Here is a 15,929-nt window from a genome sequence, read left to right as displayed (position 1 = left end):
GCATGGACTACCACTCGCTCAACGCGATGCTGAACCTCTACGACACCGAGGGGAAGATCCAGTTCGACAAGGACCGCGAGGCGGCGCGCGAGTACTTCCTCCAGCACGTCAACCAGAACACCGTGTTCTTCCACTCGCTCAAGGAGCGCCTCGACTACCTGGTCGAGAAGAAGTACTACGAGCCCGAGGTGCTCGAGCAGTACGACTTCGGCTTCATCCAGGAGCTCACCGAGCGTGCGTACGGCAAGAAGTTCCGCTTCCCGACCTTCCTGGGCGCCTTCAAGTACTACACGAGCTACACGCTCAAGACCTTCGACGGCAAGCGCTACCTGGAGCGCTACGAGGACCGCGTGGTCATGGTCGCGCTGACGCTCGCCGCGGGCGACACGGAGCTCGCGACCAAGCTGGTCGACGAGATCGTCTCGGGCCGCTTCCAGCCCGCGACCCCCACGTTCCTCAACGCGGGCAAGGCGCAGCGCGGCGAGTTCGTCTCGTGCTTCCTGCTGCGCATCGAGGACAACATGGAGTCGATCGGCCGCTCGATCAACTCCGCGCTGCAGCTGTCGAAGCGCGGCGGCGGCGTCGCGCTCTCGCTGTCGAACATCCGCGAGGCCGGCGCCCCCATCAAGCACATCGAGAACCAGTCCTCGGGCATCATCCCCGTGATGAAGCTCCTCGAGGACTCCTTCACCTACGCGAACCAGCTGGGCGCGCGTCAGGGAGCCGGCGCGGTGTACCTCTCGGCGCACCACCCCGACATCATGAAGTTCCTCGACACCAAGCGTGAGAACGCGGACGAGAAGATCCGCATCAAGACGCTCTCGCTCGGCGTGGTCGTGCCGGACATCACGTTCGAGCTCGCGCGCAAGAACGAGGAGATGTACCTCTTCAGCCCGTACGACGTCGAGCGCGTCTACGGCGTGCCGTTCGGCGACATCTCGATCTCCGAGAAGTACCACGAGATGGTGGACGACGCCCGGATCCGCAAGACCAAGATCTCGGCCCGCCAGTTCTTCCAGACGGTCGCGGAGCTGCAGTTCGAGTCCGGCTACCCGTACATCGTGTTCGAGGACACGGTGAACAACGCCAACCCGGTCGCGGGCCGCATCAACATGTCGAACCTCTGCTCGGAGATCCTCCAGGTCAACACCCCGTCGACCTTCAACGAGGACCTCACCTACGCGGAGACCGGCAAGGACATCTCCTGCAACCTCGGCTCGATGAACATCGCGACCGCGATGGACGGCGGCAACCTCGCGCAGACCGTCGAGATCGCGGTGCGCGGCCTCACCGCGGTGTCGACGCAGTCGGCCATCGACGCGGTGCCGTCGATCCGTTACGGCAACGACCGCGCCCACGCGATCGGCCTGGGCCAGATGAACCTCCACGGCTACCTCGGCCGCGAGCGGATCCACTACGGCTCCGAGGAGGGTGTGGACTTCACCAACATCTACTTCTACACGGTGCTGTTCCACGCCGTCGCCGCGTCGAACACGATCGCGAAGGAGCAGGGGACCGCGTTCGAGGGCTTCGAGAACTCGAAGTACGCGTCGGGCGAGTTCTTCGACAAGTACACCGAGCAGGAGTGGGTGCCCGCGACGGCCCGCGTCGCGGCGCTGTTCGCCGACGCCGGCATCGAGATCCCGACGCAGGAGGACTGGCGCTCGCTCAAGGCCAGCGTCCAGGAGCACGGCATCTTCAACCAGAACCTGCAGGCGGTGCCGCCCACCGGCTCGATCTCCTACATCAACAACTCGACGTCCTCGATCCACCCGATCGCGTCGCGCATCGAGATCCGCAAGGAGGGCAAGCTGGGCCGCGTCTACTACCCGGCGCCCTTCATGGACAACGACAACCTGGAGTACTTCCAGGACGCGTACGAGATCGGCCCCGAGAAGATCATCGACACCTACGCCGCCGCGACGCAGCACGTCGACCAGGGCCTCTCGCTGACCCTGTTCTTCCCGGACACCGCGACCACGCGCGACATCAACAAGGCGCAGATCTACGCGTGGCGCAAGGGCATCAAGACCATCTACTACATCCGCATCCGCCAGATGGCGCTCGAGGGCACCGAGGTCGAGGGCTGCGTCAGCTGCATGCTGTAGCGTCCCGCGCATCGTCCTCTCGACACACGTAAGAAGGAACTCACATGACCGATAAGCTGACCCTCGTCAGCCACGTCGACGCCATCAACTGGAACCGCATCCAGGATGACAAGGACGTCGAGGTGTGGAACCGCCTCACGGCCAACTTCTGGCTGCCCGAGAAGGTCCCGCTGTCGGGCGACGTCCAGTCCTGGGCGACGCTCACGCCGCAGGAGCAGGAGCTCACGATGCGCGTGTTCACGGGCCTCACGCTCCTGGACACCATCCAGGGCACCGTGGGCGCCGTGTCGCTCATCCCCGATGCTCTGACCCCGCACGAGGAGGCCGTCTACACGAACATCGCGTTCATGGAGTCGGTGCACGCGAAGAGCTACTCGTCGATCTTCTCGACGCTGTGCTCGACGCCCGAGATCGACGCCGCGTTCCGCTGGTCCACCGAGAACCAGAACCTGCAGCGCAAGGCGCAGATCGTCCTCGACTACTACCACGGCGACGACCCGCTCAAGCGGAAGGTGGCCTCGACGCTGCTCGAGAGCTTCCTCTTCTACTCGGGCTTCTACCTGCCCATGTACTGGTCCTCGCGGGCGAAGCTCACGAACACGGCCGACCTCATCCGCCTCATCATCCGCGACGAGGCCGTGCACGGCTACTACATCGGCTACAAGTACCAGAAGGGGCTCGAGACCGAGACCGAGGCCCGTCGCGAGGAGCTCAAGGACTACACGTTCTCGCTGCTGTACGACCTCTACGAGAACGAGGTCCAGTACACGCACGACCTCTACGACGGTCTGGGCATGGCCGAGGACGTCAAGAAGTTCCTGCACTACAACGCCAACAAGGCCCTCATGAACCTGGGCTATGAGGCGCTGTTCCCGTCGAACGTGTGCGACGTGTCGCCCGCGATCCTGTCGGCGCTGTCGCCCAACGCGGACGAGAACCATGACTTCTTCTCGGGGTCGGGCTCGTCGTACGTCATCGGCAAGCACGAGGAGACCACGGACGACGACTGGGACTTCTGAGCCCCGCCGCGTCCACGGCAGAGGCCCCGCACCGGAAGGTGCGGGGCCTCTGCGCGTCCGGGTGGACGATGCGCGGGTCGGGTGGTCCTAGACGAGCCCGCTGTACCCCTGCCATGCGGGGCCGGCGTCCGGCGCATCGTCGCGGGTCACCGACGCCTGGATGAGCCCGTACGGGCGGTCGTCCGCGTGGAAGACCTCGTTGGTGTTCTCAAGGCCGAAGGGCGCCAGGTCGTACGCGAAGTGGTGCTTGTTGGGCGCGGAGAGACGCACCTCGACCAGCTCGGGCACGGCCTCGAGCGCGGCCTTGCCCATCTCGTACAGCGTCTGCTGCAGCGCGAGCGAGTGGAAGCCCGCGAAGGTCTCGACCAGCGCCGCCTTGATCTCGGCGTAGGCCTCGTCGAAGTCGAAGGCCTCGACGTCGACGTCCCCGAAGCGCCACCTCGCCACCAGCGAGGTGGCCATGATGCGATCCGAAGTGGGCTCGAGGACGGTGTACTCGTCCTTGAGGAAGCCGTGGAACTCGGAGCCCGAGGACTTCAGCACCACCAGGTCCTTGAGCCCGCCGGTGATCCAGGTCCCCTCGGCGTCGTACGTGACGGACACGGTGCGCACCTCCTGGCCCTTCCGCACCCAGCTGAAGTCATGCTCGGTCCCGCCCACGGACACGCGCTCCCACGCGAACTCCTCGAGCTCGACGCGCGCCTGGTCGACGGGCTCGACGTCGTTCACGAAGTGGGTCGCGAGCGCATAGGCGTAGCGCTCGAGCGAGGCCAGGCCGACGGTCTTCGCGAACGCGTACGACGTCTGCTTCTGCGTGTCCGTCGGGAGGACGGCGCCCTGGTCGCCGGTGAGGTGGGCATCGTCGAAGCGTCCGCGCAGGCAGCTCGAGACGTTGACGTCGCGGATCTCGTGACGAGGGGTGTCGCGCACGATGCGCACGATGCCGTTCTCGGCCTTGCCGTACTGGTGGTCGCCCAGGATGATGCCCATGATTACCTCCGTTGATGGGTGCTGATCGCACGGTAGGGCATGTTGATTACATCGACATTTCGCCGTGATGCCGCGCCGTCACGGCCGCGCGATCATCACCCCGTCGGCCTCCTCGGAGCCGCCGATCCAGACCCGGCGCACGCGCCCGGCGAGCGCGTGCCCGTCGTAGGCGCTCACGGGGTTCTTGTGCGCGAGCTCGCCCGCGTGCACCTCCCACGGCTCCTCCGCGGCGAACGCGACCAGGTCCGCATCGTGGCCGGCCGCGATGACGCCCTTGGTGCCCAGCCCGGCCCACGCGGCGGGACGGGCCGACATCCATCCCATGACGTCCGTGAGCGAGTAGCCGCGCACCCGGGCGCCCGTCCACACGGCCGCGAGGGACGTCTGCAGCCCTGCGATGCCGCCCCACGCGATCCCGAAGTCGCCGCCGCCCGCGAGCTTGAGATCCGCGGTGGCGGGGGAGTGGTCGGAGGCGACGAAGTCGATGGTGCCGTCGGCGAGCGCCTCCCACAGCCGCTCGCGGTTCTCCTCCGAGCGGATGGGCGGGCAGCACTTGTACTGCGTCGCGCCGTCGGGGACGTGCTCGGCATCGAAGGTCAGGTAGTGCGGGCAGGTCTCGACCGTCAGGGGCAGCCCTTCGGCCTTCGCCTCGGCGATCACGGGCAGCGCCGAGGCCGCGGAGAGGTGCAGGATGTGGACGCGCGCGCCGGTCTCGCGCATCGCGGCGATGACGGTCGCGATCGCGCTCGTCTCGGCCGCCTGGGGGCGGGTGGCCATGAACGCCCCGAAGTCCCGGCCCGGCGGGGTGTCGTACGCCTCGAGGACGTCCGGGTCCTCGGCATGCACGATGAGCAGCCCGCCGAAGCCCGCGATCTCCTCCATCGCCCGCACCAGCTCGGCCGTGTCCAGGTGGGGGAACTCGTCGACGCCGCTGGGCGCCAGGAAGCACTTGAAGCCGAACACCCCCTGGTCCCAGAGCTCGCGCAGCGATCCGAGGCTGGACGGCACCGCGCCGCCCCAGAAGCCCACGTTGACGTGCGTCTTGCCGGCGGCCACCGCCTGCTTCTCGCGCAGCGCCGCGACCGAGACCGTCGGAGGGATCGAGTTGAGGGGCATGTCGATCAGGGTGGTGACACCGCCGGCCCGCGCGGCGCGGGTGGCCGAGTCGAAGCCCTCCCACTCGGTGCGGCCGGGCTCGTTGACGTGCACGTGGGTGTCGACGGCGCCGGGGACGAGCACCTCGTCCGGCGCGAGCACCACCTCGGGGACATCGGGCGCGGGGGCGTCGATCGGGCCCACGGCGGCGATGCGCCCGTCGCGGACGAAGATCGCCGCAGGCACCTCCCCCGTGGGCAGCACTGCGCGGCGTGCGCGGATGACGAGGTCGTGGCTCATCTGGTTCCTCCGGGTGGGGTGACAGACTGGCGGGCGTGTTCGAGATCGCGCGCGAGGCGCTGGGTGTGCTGCACGAGGGTGGCGCGCTCGGCGTCGTGGTGGTGACCGCGGTCCATGGCTCCACGCCGCGCGCACCGGGCTCCGCGATGGCGGTCACCGCGGACGGCCGCGCGATCGGCGCGATCTCCGGCGGCTGCATCGAGTCCGAGGCCTACGAGCTCGCGCTCGCCCGCCTCGCCGACCCGGCACCCGTGACCGAGACGCTCGGCGGCGAGGGCGACCTGCTGCGGCCCGGCCTCGCATGCGGCGGGGCGGTCGACGTGATCGCCTTCCACGTCGCACCGGGCGACCGGGACCTCGTGGAGGCGCTCGAGGCATCCCTGGACGACGGCGAGGTGACCATGCTCCTCCCGGGCGGCCACCGCATCGTCCGTCCGCGCGCCCCGCGCCTGGTGATCGTGGGCGCGGTCGACTTCAGCCCAGCGCTCGCGGCGGCGGGACGCGCGCTCGGGTACCGCGTGATCGTGGTCGACCCGCGCCCCGTGTTCGCGACCGCGGAGCGCATCCCCACGGCGCACGAGGTCCACGTCGCGTGGCCGGACGCGTTCCTGCGCTCCCTCGAGGTCGAGGAGTCGACCGTGATCTGCCTCCTCACCCACGACGACCGCGTGGACGTGCCGGCGCTCGAGGTCGCCCTCGCATCGCCCGCCGGCTACGTGGGCGCGATGGGATCCCGGGTCACCCACGAGCGCCGGCTCGAGCGCCTGCGCGAGGCGGGCGTCGGGGACGATGCGCTGGCGCGCCTGCGCTCGCCGATCGGCCTGGACCTGGGAGGGTCCTCGCCGGCCGAGACGGCGATCGCGATCCTCGCCGAGGTGATCGCGGACCGTCATGCGGCCAGCGGGCGCCCCCTCCGGGAGCTCGGAGGCGTCATCCATCGGAGGTGAGCGTCCCGCCCGGCGACGGCTCGCCCGCAGAAGCAAGGCGAGTGTCCCGGCTGGTGCTGGGGGTGGGGGTGGGGGCTGAGGCCGCGAGGCGCCAGACGCGGTCGCGTGTCATCGGCACCTCCATGGGACGGACCCCGATCGCCCGGCGGATCGCGTTGGCCAGCGCCGGCGCGACCGGGTTGTAGGGCGACTCGGACATCGACTTCGCTCCCAGGGGGCCGAGCGAGTCCGAGGTCTCCGCGAAGTACACCTCGGTCTCGGGGACGTCGGCGATCTGGGGCACGCGGTACACGCGGAAGGCGGGGTTGGTGGGCGAGCCCTGGTCGCCCATGAGGACCTCCTCGTACAGCGCCGAGCCGATGCCCTGCGCGACGCCTCCCTCGATCTGGCCGCGGCACTGGGCCGGGTTGAGCACGGTGCCGGCGTCGGCCGCCTGGATGGACTGGAGGATGCGCACGCGGCCCGTCTCGACGTCGACGGCCACCCGCGCGGCGTGGACGTTGAACGCGAGCGAGCGGATCTTGCCATCGGTCTCGCCGTGCGCGGTGAGACCCGCTTCGGGGATCTCCGCTCCGTCGTCGAGCAGCTCGCGCAGCGCGACAGCCGCGGCGTGCACCGCCTTGCCCGCCACGGTGATGCCGGTGGAGCCCCACGCACCCGTGTCGTGGGTGGTGGCGTCCGTGTCGGAGGTGTGGAGCCGCACCGCTGCGGGCGAGAGGCCCAGCACCTCCGCCGCCAGCTGCGTGAGCACGGTGTGGGTCCCGTTGCCGAACTCGACGGTGCCGGCCGCGACCTCGACGGTGCCGTCGGGGAACGCGGTGACCGCGGCGGTCGCGGGGTGCCCGCGCGGCGGGATGGTCGCGATCATGCTGAGCGCCATGCCCTCGCCCACGGCCCAACCCTCCGGAGCCTCGACGCCGTTGCCTCGCACCAGCGCCTCCTGGGCGAGGTCGAGGCACTGGTCCAGGCCGTACGAGCCGAAGACGAGGTCCTCGTGGTGGCGCCGCTCGGTCACGCCGAGCTTGTCGCCGTCCTTCACGGCGTTGATGCGCCGCATCTCGAAGGGGTCCATCCCCAGCTGGAGCGCGAGCTCGTCCAGAGCGGACTCCACCGCGAAGATCACCTGGCCCAGCCCGTAGCCGCGGAAGGCGCCGGCGGGGGTCGTGTTCGTGTAGACCACCTCGGCATGCAGGCGCTTGGCGGGGGAGCGGTACGCCTCGAGCGACTCGGCGCACCCGTGGAACATCACGCCGATCGCATGGTTGCCGTACGCGCCGGTGTTGGACAGCACCTCGATGTCCATGGCGGTGAGCCGGCCGTCGGAGTCGGCGCCGAGCGTCGCGGTGACCCGGAAGGGGTGGCGCGTCGCCGTGCGCACGAACTCCTCCTCGCGCGTCATCTCGTACGCCACCGGACGGCCGGTCCGCAGCACCGCCAGCGCCACGATGTCCTCGGTGAAGATCTCCTGCTTGCCGCCGAAGCCGCCGCCCACGCGCGCAGCGAACACGCGCACCGTGGCGGGGTCGAGGTCGAGCACCAGCGCGAGCTCGTCGCGGGTGAGGAACGGCACCTGGCTGCTGGTGCGCAGGGTGAGGCGGCCGTCGTCGGCGATCCAGCCGATCGAGCCGTGCGTCTCGAGCTGCGCGTGGCTGACGCGTGCGTTCGACCAGGTGCCGGTCGCGAAGACGGTGGCCCGTGCGAGGCCCCGTCCGACGTTGCCGTAGGCGCCGCGCCACGACGCGACGACGTTGCGCGACGCGTCCTCGACCCCGTCCTCCGGGGTCAGCCCCGGGTGCACCAGGGGTGCGCCGGGCGACCGGGCCTCCTCCGGATCGAGCACGGCGGGAAGCACCTGGTAGTCGACGCGCAGCGCGGCGCAGCCCGCCTCCGCGAGGGCGGGCGTGTCCGCGACCACGGCCGCGACGCGCTGGCCGCGGAAGCGCACGGTCGAGTCGAGGATGCGCGTGTCGCGAGGGTCGTCGAGCCGGTTCGCGTGGCGCGCGGTCGAGAAGCGGGTCGCGGGCGCGTCCTCGTGGGTCAGGACCGCGTGGACACCCGGGATCGCGAGCGCCTCCGTCGCGTCGATGGCGACGATGCGGGCGTGCGCGTGCGGGCTGCTCAGCACCTTGAGGTGGGTGAGGCCCGGGATGTCGGTGTCGAACGTGTACGGCTCGCGGCCCTGGACCACGCGGTCCGCCGCGGGCGGCCGCGCGTTCGCGCCCGCCGTCGCCGCCGCATCGTCCGTCCCTCCGGGGCAGCCCACGCAGGAGCCGCCGCAGCCGCGGACCGCGTGCTCGACGGCCTCGCGGATGGGTCGGTAGCCCGTGCAGCGGCAGAGGTTGCCCTTGAGGCGGCGGTCGAGGTCGGGGAGGTCGTCCTCGGTGAGGGTCGAGGCCGTGACGGTCATGCCCGGCGTGCAGAATCCGCACTGGAACGCGAAGTGACGCGCGAACGAGTCCTGGACGGGATGCGCCTGGTCGCCGGGGGCGAGGCCGCCCGCCGTGGTGACGTCCCTGCCCTCGGCCCGGAGAGCCGGGTAGAGGCACGAGTGCACCGGGCGGCCGTCCACCAGCACCGTGCACGCGCCGCAGTCGCCCGCGTCGCAGCCCTTCTTGACCTCGAAGCGGCCCTGGTCGCGCAGGTAGGTGCGCAGGCACTGACCGGGGGCGGGCTGCCCCTCGACGGGAGCGCCGTCGACATCCATCCTCATGCGAGCTCCTCCGCCACCTCGGCCGCGAGCACGCCGGCCACGTGCCGTCGCCAGTCCTCCGCGCCCAGGGCGTCCGTGTAGTAGCCGTCGGCGGCGCGCGCATCGTCCGCGACCTGCGCGGGAGCGGGAGGCGCCGCGTACCTGAGCACGGTCGGGGTGAGCGTCGCGGCGGTGACGACGATGACGGTGCGTCCGTCCTGGTGCGCCCTGCCGGTGACCACGGCGCCCGAGCGGCCCAGCTCCGCGAGCGCGATCTTGCGCAGGGCGGTGCGGGCGCGGAGGGCATCGGCGCCGATGCGCACCTCGCGCACCAGGTCGCCGTGCGCGAGCGTGGTGGTGCCGTTGCCGGTGGGCAGGCTCGCGACGGGGACGATGCGCTCGTCGCCCGCGGCGGTCCAGATCACGGCGTCGGCGTCGAGGGTGACGCACGCGGCGAGCATCGCGGCGGCGGAGAACGAGCGGCAGATGTTGCCCACCACGGTCGCCTCGTTCCAGATCTTGAAGCTCGCGAGCAGCGCGTTCGCGGCATCCGCGAACAGCGGCTGGGCGGCCCATCCCACATGGGGTGGGAGCGCCAGGAGCTCCGCGATGGTGCAGGTCGCGCCGATGGCGAGCCGGTCGCGGCTCACCTCGAGACCCGGCCAGCCCATGCCGGCGAGGTCGACAAGCCCCGTGATGTCGCGGTTGGGCTCAGAGAACAGCCAGGTACCACCGGCGAGGAAGCGCTCGCCGGGGGCCAGCGCGAGCTCGCGGCGCGTGGTGGCGCGGCGGTAGCTCGCGACCGTGCTCAGGTCCATCACGCCTCCTTCCGACCGGACTTTTGCGGCGAGTCTGCCACGCCCGAAAGTCACGCTTGTGTCACGGAACCGCGAATTTACGAGGGCGAAACACAAACGCGCATGTTCATGAAATCTACATTCCATAACGTCGTCGGCGACGTGCCGGACCTGTGAGCCCGGCTGCCGCGGGAGGCTTCCCCACCACCCGGCGCTCGCGGCGGACCACGCGTCCATTCCACGAGGGAGACACACATGCGTTTCATCACCGGCAAGGCGGGCCGTACGGTCGCCGTCGCCACCGCGGCAGTCGCGGCGCTCGCGCTCGCGGGCTGCTCGTCGAGCGAGGCGGAGCCCGAGGGCTCGTCCACCGGTGCCGCCGGCACCACCGAGGAGACAGCCGCTGCGGTCGAGCCCGGCACCTACGGCGACTTCGCCGTCCAGCTGTCGTGGATCAAGAACGAGGAGTTCTCCGGCGAGTTCTTCGCGGACGCGAACGGCTACTACACCGACGCGGGCTTCGCCTCCGTCTCCCTGACCCCCGGCCCGTCGACCGGCGCGGCCGAGCTGCTCTCGGGCACCGCCGACGTCGCGCTCTCGGACGCGGTCTCGATCGGCTCGGCGGTCGCCGCCGAGGAGGCGCCGCTCAAGATCATCGGCACCACGTACCAGAAGAACCCCTTCACGGTCCTCTCGCTTGCCGACGGTGGCAACATCGCCACGGTCGACGACATGGTCGGCAAGAAGATCGGTGTGCAGGCGTCCAACACCTCGCTGTTCGAGGCGCTGCTGGCCGCCAACGGCCTGACCGACGGGGACGTCACCATCGTGCCCGTCGAGTACGACCCGGCGCCGCTCACCAACGGCGAGGTCGACGGCTTCATCGCCTACCTCACCAACGAGGCCATCACCGTCGCGGCGGCGGGCTACGACACCGTGAACCTGCCCTTCGCGGACAACGGCCTGCCGTTCGTCGCGGAGACCGTGACCGTCACCGACCAGTCGATCGAGGAGAACCGCGACGCGCTCAAGGCGTTCCTCTACGCCGAGATCCTCGGTTGGACCGACGCGGTCAACGACCCCGCCGAGGGTGCGCGCCTCGCGTACGAGGTCTACGGCTCCGACCTGGGTCTCGACCCGGCCAACTCCGAGGCGGGCGCGATCGCGCAGGCCGAGGACCTGGTGGTCTCCGAGGAGACGGTCGCGAACGGCCTCTTCACCATCTCGGACGAGCTCCAGGCGTCGACCCTCGCGTCGCTCGCCGGCGCCGGCATCGAGCTCGAGGCCGCGGACCTCTTCGACATGAGCCTCCTCGCCGAGGTCTACGAGGAGCACCCCGAGCTCATCGCCTACGCGGGCTGATCTGCGAGCATCACAGTGACCGACGTCACCCAGTCCGGTGCCCGGGGCGAGACCGCCCCGGGCACCGGCCTGCAGATCTCCGGCCTCACCAAGGTCTTCTCCTCCGGGAAGAAGACCGTCACCGCGCTCCAGGACGCGAACCTCCACACCGACCGCGGGTCCTTCCTCGCGCTGCTCGGCCCGTCGGGCTGCGGCAAGTCGACCATCCTGCGCATCCTCGCGGGCCTCGAGGAGCCCACGAGCGGCACCACGCGTGTCGACGGGCGGTCCCCGAAGGACCTGCGCGCGTACAACGAGCTCGGCATCGCGTTCCAGGACAGCGCGCTCCTGCCGTGGCGCTCGGTCTACAACAACATCAAGCTTCCGTTCGAGGTCGCCGGCAAGGACGTCGACCACGACTACATCGAGGAGCTCATCGCGCTCGTGGGCCTCACGGGCTTCGAGAAGGCCAAGCCCTCGCAGCTCTCTGGCGGCATGCGTCAGCGCGTGTCGATCGCGCGCGCGTTGGTGCTCAAGCCCTCCGTGCTGCTCCTCGACGAGCCCTTCGGTGCGCTCGACGACATGACGCGGCAGCGGCTGAACCTCGAGCTCATGCGCATCCTCGCGGCGAAGCCCGCGACCACGCTGCTGGTGACGCACGGCATCACCGAGGCGATCTTCCTTGCGGACCAGGTCGCGGTCATGAGCCCTCGACCCGGCCGGGTCAAGGAGGTCATGGAGATCGACCTGCCGCGGCCCCGCACCCCCGACATCCAGCGCAGCCCCGAGTTCCACGCCTACGTGGATCAGGCCTCGGAGCTGCTGTTCGGTGCGGGCGGCGCGGCCACCGAGGACGACTGATGGGTCGCCGGCTCCCGTCGTGGGCCATCGTCCTGCTCAGCAGCCTCGCGCTGGTGGCGTTCTGGTGGGTCTCGTCGGTGACGATCTTCGCGAACGTCGGGTCCGGCGACACCAAGGCGATCCCGACGCCGTGGCAGGTGATCCAGGAGTACGGCACCATCGGCTGGGACTTCTACGTCACCCACTTCTCGGTCACGCTCAACGAGGCGCTTCAGGGCTACCTCTGGGGCAACGGGGTCGCGCTGGTGCTCGCGGCGATGGTGATGGTGCTGCCCAAGCTCGAGGGCGCGGTCATGCAGCTCGCGGTCATCTCCTACTGCATCCCGATCGTCGCGATCGGGCCGCTGCTGGTGCTGATCTTCGAGGTGCCCAAGAAGGGCGAGCCCTCGGGCACCGCGATCTTCATCGCGGCCCTCAGCGTCTTCTTCACCACCGTGGTGGGCTCCTTGCTCGGACTGCACGCCGCCGACAAGTCGAGCCTCGACGTGGTCCACGTCTACGGCGGCAGCGCGTTGACGCAGCTGCGCAAGGTCCGCGTGATCTCCGCGATGCCGGCGGTCCTCACCGCGCTTCAGATCGCGGTTCCCGCGGCCTTCCTGGGCGCGGTGCTGGGCGAGTACTTCGGCAAGGTCGAGACGGGGGTCGCCACGGCGATGATCATCGCGCAGCAACAGCTCAACTCGCCCCGGGTGTGGGGCATCGCCCTCGCGTCGGGCGCGATCGCCCTCACCCTCTACCTCCTGGTCGGGCTGCTCACGCGGCTCGCCACCCCGTGGGCGAAGGGAGCAGAGGCATGACCGACGTCACCTCTACGACGCTGCCGGCCGACCCGCAGGTCGCGGAGCTCGCCGACAAGGTGCGCCGCCAGGCGCGACAGGCCACGCTCAAGTCGCTCGGGAGCTCGCTGCTCACCTTCGCGCTCACGCTCGTCGCCGTCGTCGCGATGTGGCAGATCGTGCTGTGGGTCTCCGACCTCTCGCCCTATGTGGCGAAGGGCCCGGTCGACGTGTGGAACTTCTTCTTCGTGGAGGAGGACGCCGCCGAGAACCGTGCGGAGATCGCCTCCAACCTCGCGATCACCATGCGCGACGCGACGGTCGGCTTCGTCGCCGGCCTCCTGCTGGCGCTCCTCGGCGCCATCGGGTTCCGGCTGTCCAAGAGCTTCGAGCACGCGGCGATGCCGCTCGCGCTGCTGCTGCGCTCGGTGCCCCTCATCGCGTTCGCGCCGGTGATCATCATGATCTTCGGCCGCGAGTTCATGACCGTGGCGGTCATGGGCGGCATCGTGGTGCTGTTCCCTGCGCTCGTGAACATCGCGTTCGGCCTCAAGCAGGCGTCCACGCAGGCGCTCGAGGTGGTCGAGGTCTACGGCGGCAGCCCCATGAAGCAGCTCACCACGGTGGCCCTGCCCGCGTCCCTCCCGGCCTTCTTCGCCGCGGTGCGCGTCTCGGTCCCGGGTGCCATCACGGGTGCGCTGCTGGCCGAGTGGCTCGCGACCGGCGGCGGTATCGGCGGCGTGATCTACGGCTACAGTACCGGGGCGAAGTTCGACGAGCTGTGGGCCTCCGTGGTCGTGGTGACCGGCGTCTCGCTCGTCCTCTACAACGTCGTGGCGATCGTCGAGAACACGGTGCTCGCCCGCATGGGCATGCATCCGGAGAAAAGGGTCTAGGCGTGAGCGCAGTCGGCGGCGAACCGGACGAGTCCGCCGCGCGGCTCGGTGCACGGCTGCGCGAGCTGCGTCGCTCCCGCGGGCTCACCCTGGTGCAGCTCGCGGATGCGACCGAGCTGTCGCACCCGTTCCTGTCGCAGGTGGAGCGAGGGCTCGCCAACCTCTCGTTGCAGTCGCTGCGACGCATCGCGGTCGCGCTCGAGACCAGCCCGGTCGAGCTGGTCGCGGCCGCGGAGGCGGAAGACGGCGCGGCCCCGCGGCGCATCGAGGTGGTGCGAGCGGGCTCGCGTCGCCCGACCCCCGAGGGCTTCGCGCGCGGAACGGCGGTCTCGCTCGCACGTGGCGCGAGGCCCTTCACCCCGATCATGGTCGACTCGGACGCCTCGGAGCCGGGCGAGGTGTTCACGCACGCCGAGGACGAGTTCGTGCTGGTGCTCGCGGGCTCCGTGGTGTCGGAACTGGACGGCCGTGCGCACGCCTTGGCCGAGGGCGACTCGGTCTACTACGCGGGCGGTGTCACCCACCGGTGGTGGTCCGAGGAGCCCTACCGTCTTCTGGTGGTGAAGCAGCAGGCGCGCTGAGGCGCGGGTCCCGCGGGCGCACCTTTCACGCACGAGCGGCGGCGGGCGGGGTGGTGCCGTGCCGCCTGCTCGCACCTGTCATGCACGAGTGTCGGCCACGCGGGCCGGCACGCAGGCCCGCGCCCGGCCCCCGAGCGTCAGGCGCGGAGCCGCTCCGCGGCCTGAGCCACGCGTCCGGCGATCCGGGCCGAGTCTCCCCGCGTGAGCTCGCCGTCGACCACCACATCGCGACCCTGCACCAGCATCCGTCGCACGCGCGGCAGCGAGCCGAGCCCGAGCGCCGCCACGGGATCCGCGATCCCCGCGTGCTCGACCTCGCCGAGCTCCCACAGCACGATGTCCGCGAGCTTGCCCACCTCGAGCGAGCCGATCTCGCGCTCGCGGCCGAGCACCCGCGCGCCGCCCATGGTCGCAAGGCGGAGCGCGTCGCGGACGGGCATGGCGCCCGCGCCGTCCCGCAGGCGCGCGAGCAGCGCGGCCTGACGGATCTCCGAGCCCAGCCGTCCGTGCTCGTTCGAGGCGGCGCCGTCCACGCCCAGGCCCACCGGCGCCCCCGCATCCACCAGGGAGCGCACCGGCGCGATCCCGGCCGCGAGACGGGCGTTCGACGACGGGCAGTGCGCGACGCCGGTGCCGGTGGCGGCGAAGCGCGCGACATCGGCCTCGGAGAGGTGGACGCAGTGGGCCATCCATACGTCCGGACCCAGCCACCCGAGCGACTCGAGGTAGTCGGTGGGCCCCATCCCGAACCGCTCGTGGCAGAAAGCCTCCTCCTCGACGGTCTCGGCCCCGTGCGTGTGGAGGCGCACCCCCAGCGAGCGTGCGAGGGCGGCGGATTCGCGCAGCAGGTCGGCCGTCACCGAGAACGGCGAGCAGGGCGCGATCGCGACGCGCACCATCGAGTCGGACGATGCGTCGTGATACCGGGTGACTGCCTCTGCCGAGGCCGCCAGCGCATCGTCCGTGGTCTCGACGGCGAAGTCCGGCGGGAGGCCGCCGTGCGACTCGCCCAGGTCCATCGAGCCGCGCGTCGCGTGGAGGCGCAGCCCGAGCTCGGAGGCCTCGTGCACGATCGCCCCGACGATGTCGCCGGAGCCGCGCGGGAAGATGTAGTGGTGGTCGCCCACGGTGGTGCAGCCGGAGCGCGCGAGCACCGCCATCGCGCCCGCGGCGGCCGCACCCGCCGTGCCCTCGTCGATGCGCGACCACGTGGGGTAGAGGGCGACGAGCCAGTCGAAGAGGATCGAGTCCTGCGCCCAACCGCGCGTGAGCCACTGGTAGAGGTGGTGGTGCGTGTTGACCAGGCCGGGCGTGATGAGCGCACCGCGCGCGTCGACGCGGTCGGGGAAGGCGTCGCGCACATCCGAGGGCGCGGGCCCCTCGCCCAGGCCCGCGATGCGACCGCCCCTGACCGCGATCCAGCCGCGCGTGAGCTCCGTCCCGGCGGCGTCCATCGTCACGAGGTGCCCGCCCTCGATCAGGGTCGATGCGGCCATGGCGTCTCCTCAGGGCTCGTCGGCGTCAACCCA

General features: G+C 70.6%; 13 protein-coding genes. 8 read left to right on the top strand and 5 right to left on the bottom strand.

Features of this window, described 5'->3' with window-relative positions:
* The first annotated feature begins 2 nt into the window (after nt 1-2).
* A complete protein-coding gene (gene nrdE, locus AOM00_RS00415) occupies nt 3-2,108 on the top strand; it encodes a class 1b ribonucleoside-diphosphate reductase subunit alpha (RefSeq protein ID WP_062516083.1) in 2,106 nt (701 codons plus the stop codon).
* Between the two features lie 44 nt (nt 2,109-2,152).
* Nucleotides 2,153-3,127 carry a class 1b ribonucleoside-diphosphate reductase subunit beta gene (gene nrdF, locus AOM00_RS00410; protein WP_062515910.1) on the top strand — a complete coding sequence of 325 codons (975 nt, stop codon included), beginning with the start codon at nt 2,153-2,155 and terminating at the stop codon, nt 3,125-3,127.
* A gap of 87 nt (nt 3,128-3,214) precedes the next feature.
* Here the strand turns inward: nrdF and pucL are convergent, their stop codons facing one another.
* Both pucL and allB read right to left on the bottom strand, forming a co-directional pair.
* A complete protein-coding gene (pucL, locus tag AOM00_RS00405; RefSeq protein WP_062515909.1) occupies nt 3,215-4,117 on the bottom strand; it encodes a factor-independent urate hydroxylase in 903 nt (300 codons plus the stop codon).
* Between the two features lie 78 nt (nt 4,118-4,195).
* On the bottom strand, nt 4,196-5,512 hold the full coding sequence (allB, locus tag AOM00_RS00400; protein WP_062515908.1) for an allantoinase AllB: 1,317 nt from the start codon (nt 5,510-5,512) through the stop codon (nt 4,196-4,198).
* Nucleotides 5,513-5,547: 35 nt separating this feature from the next.
* Here allB and AOM00_RS00395 point away from each other — a divergent pair, with 35 nt between their 5' ends.
* Nucleotides 5,548-6,459 carry an XdhC family protein gene (locus tag AOM00_RS00395; RefSeq protein WP_062515907.1) on the top strand — a complete coding sequence of 304 codons (912 nt, stop codon included), beginning with the start codon at nt 5,548-5,550 and terminating at the stop codon, nt 6,457-6,459.
* Here AOM00_RS00395 and AOM00_RS00390 read toward each other — a convergent pair.
* Nucleotides 6,443-9,169, bottom strand: coding sequence for a molybdopterin-dependent oxidoreductase (locus AOM00_RS00390; protein ID WP_082096375.1), 2,727 nt, complete (start codon nt 9,167-9,169; stop codon nt 6,443-6,445). The genes AOM00_RS00395 and AOM00_RS00390 overlap by 17 nt on opposite strands.
* Nucleotides 9,166-9,966, bottom strand: coding sequence for an FAD binding domain-containing protein (locus AOM00_RS00385; RefSeq protein ID WP_062515906.1), 801 nt, complete (start codon nt 9,964-9,966; stop codon nt 9,166-9,168). Before AOM00_RS00385 ends, AOM00_RS00390 begins: the two co-directional genes overlap by 4 nt.
* 234 nt (nt 9,967-10,200) lie before the next feature.
* Between AOM00_RS00385 and AOM00_RS00380 the strand changes: the two genes are divergently transcribed.
* The 5 genes from AOM00_RS00380 to AOM00_RS00360 are packed head-to-tail and all read left to right on the top strand — an operon-like array spanning nt 10,201 to nt 14,400.
* The gene (locus AOM00_RS00380; RefSeq protein ID WP_062515905.1) at nt 10,201-11,307 is read left to right on the top strand and encodes an ABC transporter substrate-binding protein; all 1,107 of its coding nucleotides are present in this window, start codon (nt 10,201-10,203) and stop codon (nt 11,305-11,307) included.
* A 15-nt stretch (nt 11,308-11,322) separates the two neighbouring features.
* Nucleotides 11,323-12,147 carry an ABC transporter ATP-binding protein gene (locus AOM00_RS00375; protein ID WP_062515904.1) on the top strand — a complete coding sequence of 275 codons (825 nt, stop codon included), beginning with the start codon at nt 11,323-11,325 and terminating at the stop codon, nt 12,145-12,147.
* Nucleotides 12,147-12,944 carry an ABC transporter permease gene (locus AOM00_RS00370; RefSeq protein ID WP_062515903.1) on the top strand — a complete coding sequence of 266 codons (798 nt, stop codon included), beginning with the start codon at nt 12,147-12,149 and terminating at the stop codon, nt 12,942-12,944. The genes AOM00_RS00375 and AOM00_RS00370 overlap by 1 nt, the downstream gene beginning before the upstream one ends.
* Nucleotides 12,941-13,819 (top strand): ABC transporter permease, encoded by an 879-nt coding sequence (locus tag AOM00_RS00365; RefSeq protein WP_082096374.1) that lies wholly within the window; start codon nt 12,941-12,943, stop codon nt 13,817-13,819. Before AOM00_RS00370 ends, AOM00_RS00365 begins: the two co-directional genes overlap by 4 nt.
* 2 nt (nt 13,820-13,821) lie before the next feature.
* A complete protein-coding gene (locus AOM00_RS00360) occupies nt 13,822-14,400 on the top strand; it encodes a helix-turn-helix domain-containing protein (protein ID WP_062515902.1) in 579 nt (192 codons plus the stop codon).
* 137 nt (nt 14,401-14,537) lie between these two features.
* Here the strand turns inward: AOM00_RS00360 and AOM00_RS00355 are convergent, their stop codons facing one another.
* Nucleotides 14,538-15,896 carry an 8-oxoguanine deaminase gene (locus tag AOM00_RS00355; protein ID WP_062515901.1) on the bottom strand — a complete coding sequence of 453 codons (1,359 nt, stop codon included), beginning with the start codon at nt 15,894-15,896 and terminating at the stop codon, nt 14,538-14,540.
* Nucleotides 15,897-15,929: the final 33 nt, after the last annotated feature.

This window comes from Demequina gelatinilytica (assembly GCF_000971115.1).
Classification (GTDB): Bacteria; Actinomycetota; Actinomycetes; order Actinomycetales; family Demequinaceae; genus Demequina; species Demequina gelatinilytica.
This window is presented reverse-complemented; position numbering and strand designations above follow the sequence as displayed.

What these genes read in the sequence shown, in the direction of transcription:
- AOM00_RS00380 (WP_062515905.1), top strand. Translation starts at nt 10,201, where the DNA reads ATGCGTTTCATCACCGGCAAGGCGGGCCGTACGGTCGCCGTCGCCACC.
- AOM00_RS00370 (WP_062515903.1), top strand. Translation starts at nt 12,147, where the DNA reads ATGGGTCGCCGGCTCCCGTCGTGGGCCATCGTCCTGCTCAGCAGCCTC.
- pucL (WP_062515909.1), bottom strand. Translation starts at nt 4,117, where the DNA reads ATGGGCATCATCCTGGGCGACCACCAGTACGGCAAGGCCGAGAACGGC.
- allB (WP_062515908.1), bottom strand. Translation starts at nt 5,512, where the DNA reads ATGAGCCACGACCTCGTCATCCGCGCACGCCGCGCAGTGCTGCCCACG.
- nrdE (WP_062516083.1), top strand. Translation starts at nt 3, where the DNA reads ATGGACTACCACTCGCTCAACGCGATGCTGAACCTCTACGACACCGAG.
- AOM00_RS00385 (WP_062515906.1), bottom strand. Translation starts at nt 9,966, where the DNA reads ATGGACCTGAGCACGGTCGCGAGCTACCGCCGCGCCACCACGCGCCGC.
- AOM00_RS00390 (WP_082096375.1), bottom strand. Translation starts at nt 9,169, where the DNA reads ATGAGGATGGATGTCGACGGCGCTCCCGTCGAGGGGCAGCCCGCCCCC.
- AOM00_RS00365 (WP_082096374.1), top strand. Translation starts at nt 12,941, where the DNA reads ATGACCGACGTCACCTCTACGACGCTGCCGGCCGACCCGCAGGTCGCG.
- nrdF (WP_062515910.1), top strand. Translation starts at nt 2,153, where the DNA reads ATGACCGATAAGCTGACCCTCGTCAGCCACGTCGACGCCATCAACTGG.
- AOM00_RS00355 (WP_062515901.1), bottom strand. Translation starts at nt 15,896, where the DNA reads ATGGCCGCATCGACCCTGATCGAGGGCGGGCACCTCGTGACGATGGAC.